This is a genomic window from Rhizobium sp. 01T437, from assembly GCF_056398505.1.
In genome coordinates this window covers 1-5,476 of sequence record NZ_JBFTPM010000053.1, presented here as the reverse complement: position 1 = coordinate 5,476, position 5,476 = coordinate 1, and the positions used below count along the sequence as shown (strand labels likewise).

The following is a 5,476-nucleotide window of genomic DNA, read 5'->3' as shown; positions in this document are numbered from 1 at the left end:
GCGTGGACGGCGCCAGTCGCCAGATATGGTCGGATCGCCTGGTCCTGTAAGCCCGATCTGAAGATGCCCTGGGTGGCGACAGATGACATCGCATTGCTTGCGGCCAGGGAGCTGATCAATCCGACGGGCAGGCACCGGGTGATCCGCGAAGTCGGCTCGGAAGATATCTCGATGAATGAATTGGCCGCGATCATCGGCAGGGAGATCGGCCGGCCGGTGGAGTACCGCTACATCGAAACAACGCGCAAGGATGTGGAAGCCGAATTTGTGAAGCGCTTCGGGACACCAGAGAGATGGCACGATGACACCCTGACCGCCGACGCCTTGAACAATGGCCTGGTGCGGTTCCATGGCGAGAACGAGGTTCGCCCGCCGATGCCGACCACGATGGAAACGTTCATCAGAGACGTCTGGAAGCCGCGTTACCTGGAGGCGGTTGCGCACGAACACGAACCCGAGACATTTCAGATGTGGAGCGCAAAGGAATAGTTGGGAAGCCCAGTATCGGCCCATCAGTAACGTTTCCCTGGCCAGGCGAACCGCCTATCGAGCGACGCTTTGCAAACGAACATGCGGGTACCGTGCGTCCCAATGGACGCAAGGTGCTCCAAGGGGCGGCATGAAGACCGACGAAAGCCTCAACCGCTTGGCGCGGCAAGCAGTCATTGCGGTTGTTCCCAAACGGCTTACTCTGGGATGCCGCAGAAATCAGGAAAACAAGTATCGCTCTAATCAGGACTTTTGCGAAAACCACCGTCTAGGAGGCGCGATGAGTGCAGGAGATGAAGTTGTAGGGGCTGTCTCCATTTCTGACGAATTCGAGAATTTGCACGAGATCGTCGTAAAAGCGCACCAGCTTCTGCCAAAAGAAAAGTGGGATAGCCTCACAGGAGGCGCGGAAACGGAGACGACGCTCAAACGTAACCGTCTGGCCATCGATTCCATCGCTTTCAAACCGCGTGTGTTACGCAACGTCAGCACCGTCGACCTCTCGGTCGAACACTTCGGCCGGAAACTGCGATTGCCCATATTTTTCGCGCCTGCCGGCCCATTGAACCTATTTGGCGATGGTGGCGGCGCAACCGTTGCAAAAGCCGCTGAAGCTTTCGAGATAGGCCACATGCTGAGCTCCGGCTGCACGCCGCTTGAGACTGTCGCCGAGGCCGCTCCATCGGCACTACGAATGGCGCAGCTCTATGTCAGAGGCGACGATGGCTTCGTGCATGAATACGTGGGGCGTGCGCTTGCGCATGGCTGCGCCGCAATCTGCCTGACTGTCGATAGCGCCGTTCTCGCTCGCCGCGATCGAGACATTGCCAACCGCTATCGCACGGCCGGATTAGCAAAGCGGCCTACTCAGTCCCACCAGGCCGCCCTTGATTGGCGAACCGTCAAGTTGATCAAGGACACCTACGACATAGCGCTCGTGCTCAAAGGTATTGCTACGGCCGAAGATGCTCGTATTGCGGTCGATCATGGAGTGGATTGGATTTATGTCTCGAACCACGGTGGCCGCCAGCTCGATCATGGGCGTGGTACAATTGATGCCTTGCCTGAAATTATCGACGCCATAGCCGGCCGGGCAAGGGTGATGGTCGATGGAGGCTTCTGTCGGGGATCGGATATCATCAAAGCCCTCGCGATAGGCGCTGACTTGGTCGGTCTTGGCCGCATGCAGTGCTATGCGCTCGCTGCGGGAGGCGAAGCGGCAATCATTCGCATGCTCGAGCTGTTGGAAGACGAAATGCTTCGTTCGATGGCTCTGCTTGGCGTCCCGACCATTGGAGAACTGGGTCGATCGTATCTGCACCCGGCAGCCCCGGTCGCCATACCAAGCGCCTTGAGCGCTTTTCCGCTGATAGATCTGTCGCGAACGTCCTGACCCTAACTTTCGCGACAAAATCGCCGGCGCTGAATTTTCAGGGAAAATTCTGTCGCAAAACTCGCTTGCAAAAGTCAAAGTTTCGCGACTGATATTTGCGACAATTCAAAGGGCGAACAGTCCGAGGGCAGCCTTCACCTCTTCAAGCGTCCGCTCCGTAGGCTCTCGCGCCTTCCGAGTTCCTTCCTTCAGCACGTTCAGGACAAAGGCAGGGTCGGAGGCAACCTCCTTTCGGCGTTGCCGGATTGGAGCTATCAATGCCTGAAGAACCTCTTCCAGTTGGCGTTTCACCGCCACGTCGCCAAGGCCACCTCGACGGTAACGCACCTTCAGATCTTCAACAACGAAGAGATCATCACAAAAAGCGTCGAGATAGGTGAACACGACATTGCCCTCGACCATGCCAGGGTCGGAAGCCCGAAGATGGTTGGGATCGGTGTACATTTGACGTACGGCGGCCCGTATTTCGTCGGAGGACGCCGAAAGGGGGATCGCATTGCCCAAGGATTTGCTCATCTTAGCCTTGCCGTCGATACCCGGTAGGCGGCCGACCTTCGAAATCATCGCCTCAGCCTCGGGCAAAAGATCGTGGCCGATCTGGCGATTGAGGCGGCGGACGATCTCGTTGGTCTGCTCGATAAGAGGCGCCTGGTCCTCGCCAACCGGAACCAAACACGCCTTGAACGCCGTAATGTCAGCGGCCTGAGATACCGGATAGCAAAGAAAACCTGCCGGGACATCGCGATCGAAGCCCCGAAGCTGGATTTCCGTCTTGATGGTGGGATTCCGTTCGAGCCGCGCGACCGTGACGAAATTCATATAGAGCATCGTTAGTTCAGCCAAGGCAGGCAGGGCCGATTGAACGCAGATCGTCGTCAGATTGGGGTCTATTCCCACTGCAAGATAATCGAAGGCAACTTCAAGCACGTTGCGCCGCACTTTGTCCGGATCGTGTGCGTTGTCGGTCAATGCTTGCGTATCTGCAAGAAGCAGGAACTGCCGGTGCGTGTGTTGCAATGTAGTTCGGTTTTTCAGTGACCCGGCATAGTGACCGAGGTGGAGAGGACCGGTGGTGCGATCGCCTGTAAGAATGATCGGCTTTTCAGTTTCCGAATTGGACATAACGTGCTCCGTAAGGGGAGCCGCCGCGATCGGAACAATGATGGGATTTGTCCATGCCTTGCCGCGTCACGGCGGCAAGGGTCAAGCTCAAGATGACGACTGCCGCTCCTAGAAGGGGCGCCACCAGATATTACGGCAGGTGTTGGCGAGGTCGATCATGGCTCCTGCAGATGCCACAACTTGGCCTGTTCCGGCAAGAGCCGCTGCAAAACTCTTGGGGCAGGTCAAGCGCGGATTGACCGCAAAGGCCGCCTAATGCGCCAGCGATCCGCCATCCTCGCGCTCGGCCATCGGCACGACGATGCCGGAATAGAGGATGGGTGATCCGCTCTGATCGCGAAAGGCCCGGCCGAAGGCGGCGACCATCCGGTACCGCCCGTCCCTGCCCCAGACACGGTAGGTATTCTGCTGTGCGATATCGGCAACGAGCACCTCTGAGATCTTCTGTGCCAGTTGCGGCCGGTCATCGGGATGGACGCGCGCAAGATAGTCTTCCAGCGGCAGGCCGCGGACCGTGGCGGCAGGGTCGAGCCCGAAAAGCTCGGCGAGCGCGCTGTCTGCGAAGACGAGGTTCCTGACGATATCCCAGGTATAGATCCCGGCATCGCAAGCTACTTCCTCGAATATCTCGACCGAGTGAACGGATTGCCCAGTCATTGCCTGCATGTTCCCGCGACTGTTTTAGTAGAAACTAAAGGTTTGCCGGACAACTTCAAGGTAGGATTGACCGCAATACGGCGCAGGTCGCCGGCGCATTCAGGTCGGCGACCTTGAGATGATGCCCGTGCCGCCGAGGCTGCACGGATCGGCCTGCTGGATGACAATATTTTTCTGCGCCCTTAGAACCTCTCAAAAGGTCCTTCGCGCTCCACGTATTGTGTGTTTCGACCTCGCTGATACCTAGCGTGCCATTTCGCTGAAAGGGCAAACATCATCTTCGAAAGGTACGTGCCTTCGACGAAACTGCGTGCCCTCCACAATCTCCGGCTTGCTGATCCGGTCCATGCGAAAGTGGCGGAAATCTGCACGCGCGGCATCCCAGGCGACGAGATACCAAAGTGGCGGCAGGATGAGCATGGCCTGCGGTTCAACCTCGCGCAGTGTTTCCATCCCCTTGGCGTCACGGTAGCGGAACCGAAGATGCAGCCGCTGGAGAAAACTCGTCTCGAAGGCCGGCAGCAGCCCGGAGTCGATCGAACCTATGTCCGAAACGTCCTGCCTGGGCGACAATTGCCCGACATACAGGCAGTCCAGAAGCCGACGCAGGTCTCGCACCTTGTCTGCCGAAAGTGCCCTTTCGATCTTCGCGAGCCCCGCATCGGCGAGATCGGAGAAAGGAAGGGACCGGGCCGCGCGCACGGCCGCTACGCTGATCAGGAGCGCGAACACCTCAATCACGGAGAGCCGAGTGGTGGTCTGCACCGACTCCGGGTCGAGCTGCAGCCCGCCACCTCGGCCGGATTCGGAATGGATGAGGAAGCCTTGGTCACGCAGCGCTCCGATATCGCGCAGCACCGTTCGCCTGGAAGCGCCAACTTCCTCCGCCAGATCATTGACCGTCGAGGTTCCGTTGCGCCGGAGGATGCGCACGATGGCGTCGTGTCTGAGGCGGATGTTCATTTGCGCACCCTAGAGCCTTTCCTGGTTCTAGCATATTTGGTGCCAAAATTTGGCACCGATTCACTCTAGGCAGGTCATGGCAACCCCACAAGGAGACAGATCATGACCTCCCTAGATCAAACACGCACGACCGCTGCAAAGCCAATCATCGTGAACCCTTCCCACCTGCACGACCCGACACCGAATGGCTACAGCACAGCGGTCATCACTCCTGCTGCCGGCCGGCTGGCCTTTATCTCGGGGCAAGGCGGGCAGGACCAAACCGGCGCTCTCTCACCGGACTTCGCCACACAGGTGGGACAGGCCTATACGAACCTCGCCGCCGTGCTCGAAGCGCTTGGCGCCCGCCTGGACCAGGTCGTGAAACTGACGGTTTACGTGGTCGACCACGATATGTCGAAGTTAGGCGTATTGACTGAGAATGTAACGCGGATGTTCGGCGATACGCTCCCGGCACAGACGCTGGTTCCGGTGCCGAAGCTCGCCATCGACCCCATGCTCTTCGAGGTTGAGGCAGTGGTTCTCCTGGATTGAGCGCCCGCCACTGGCATGTAGATGCGCGAATAATGGCTGGCCGGCTGCGCGCCTTTGGAGGCAGGCCGTCTGATCAGTGGCAGCGCGTGGGGGCGCCGGTCACGCTGCGAAGTAGCGCGTCGGTGTCGTCCCGAGCGCCTTCTTGAACATCACGATGAAGGCGGTGACRGACTCGTAGCCGAGGTCGCTCGATACCCTCTGGACCGTCGCGCCGCCGGCGAGTTCGCGCAGCGCGATGACCAGGTGCAGCTGCCGCCGCCACCGGCCAAAGGTCAGCCCCGTTTCCTGAACCATCAGCCGCTTCAGGGATCGCTCGCT

7 protein-coding genes are annotated in these 5,476 nt (G+C 59.0%); 3 read left to right on the top strand and 4 right to left on the bottom strand.

The genetic code is table 11. From position 1 onward, the window contains the following. Both AC1DM5_RS36390 and AC1DM5_RS36385 read left to right on the top strand, forming a co-directional pair. Positions 1 to 489 (top strand): NmrA family NAD(P)-binding protein (locus AC1DM5_RS36390; protein WP_477976916.1); only part of this gene is annotated, 489 nt, incomplete at its 5' end. Between the two features lie 280 nt (positions 490 to 769). Further along, positions 770 to 1,882 (top strand): alpha-hydroxy acid oxidase, encoded by a 1,113-nt coding sequence (locus AC1DM5_RS36385; RefSeq protein ID WP_477824370.1) that lies wholly within the window; start codon positions 770 to 772, stop codon positions 1,880 to 1,882. 105 nt (positions 1,883 to 1,987) lie between these two features. Here the strand turns inward: AC1DM5_RS36385 and trpS are convergent, their stop codons facing one another. The 3 genes from trpS to AC1DM5_RS36370 form a co-directional block, all read right to left on the bottom strand. After that, positions 1,988 to 3,004 carry a tryptophan--tRNA ligase gene (gene trpS / locus AC1DM5_RS36380; RefSeq protein ID WP_477824367.1) on the bottom strand — a complete coding sequence of 339 codons (1,017 nt, stop codon included), beginning with the start codon at positions 3,002 to 3,004 and terminating at the stop codon, positions 1,988 to 1,990. Between the two features lie 252 nt (positions 3,005 to 3,256). Further along, complete coding sequence (locus AC1DM5_RS36375) at positions 3,257 to 3,661, bottom strand: PAS domain-containing protein (protein WP_477824366.1); 405 nt, start codon at positions 3,659 to 3,661, stop codon at positions 3,257 to 3,259. A gap of 243 nt (positions 3,662 to 3,904) precedes the next feature. After that, on the bottom strand, positions 3,905 to 4,624 hold the full coding sequence (locus AC1DM5_RS36370; RefSeq protein WP_477824365.1) for a helix-turn-helix transcriptional regulator: 720 nt from the start codon (positions 4,622 to 4,624) through the stop codon (positions 3,905 to 3,907). Between the two features lie 102 nt (positions 4,625 to 4,726). Between AC1DM5_RS36370 and AC1DM5_RS36365 the strand changes: the two genes are divergently transcribed. After that, positions 4,727 to 5,158 carry a RidA family protein gene (locus tag AC1DM5_RS36365; protein ID WP_477824364.1) on the top strand — a complete coding sequence of 144 codons (432 nt, stop codon included), beginning with the start codon at positions 4,727 to 4,729 and terminating at the stop codon, positions 5,156 to 5,158. A gap of 99 nt (positions 5,159 to 5,257) precedes the next feature. Here the strand turns inward: AC1DM5_RS36365 and AC1DM5_RS36360 are convergent. Further along, positions 5,258 to 5,476: helix-turn-helix domain-containing protein (locus AC1DM5_RS36360; protein WP_477976914.1), on the bottom strand; the 219-nt coding region annotated here is incomplete at its 5' end.

Coding starts and splice junctions, on each gene's coding strand:
- AC1DM5_RS36385 (WP_477824370.1), top strand. CDS start 770: ATGAGTGCAGGAGATGAAGTTGTAGGGGCTGTCTCCATTTCTGACGAA.
- trpS (WP_477824367.1), bottom strand. CDS start 3,004: ATGTCCAATTCGGAAACTGAAAAGCCGATCATTCTTACAGGCGATCGC.
- AC1DM5_RS36375 (WP_477824366.1), bottom strand. CDS start 3,661: ATGACTGGGCAATCCGTTCACTCGGTCGAGATATTCGAGGAAGTAGCT.
- AC1DM5_RS36370 (WP_477824365.1), bottom strand. CDS start 4,624: ATGAACATCCGCCTCAGACACGACGCCATCGTGCGCATCCTCCGGCGC.
- AC1DM5_RS36365 (WP_477824364.1), top strand. CDS start 4,727: ATGACCTCCCTAGATCAAACACGCACGACCGCTGCAAAGCCAATCATC.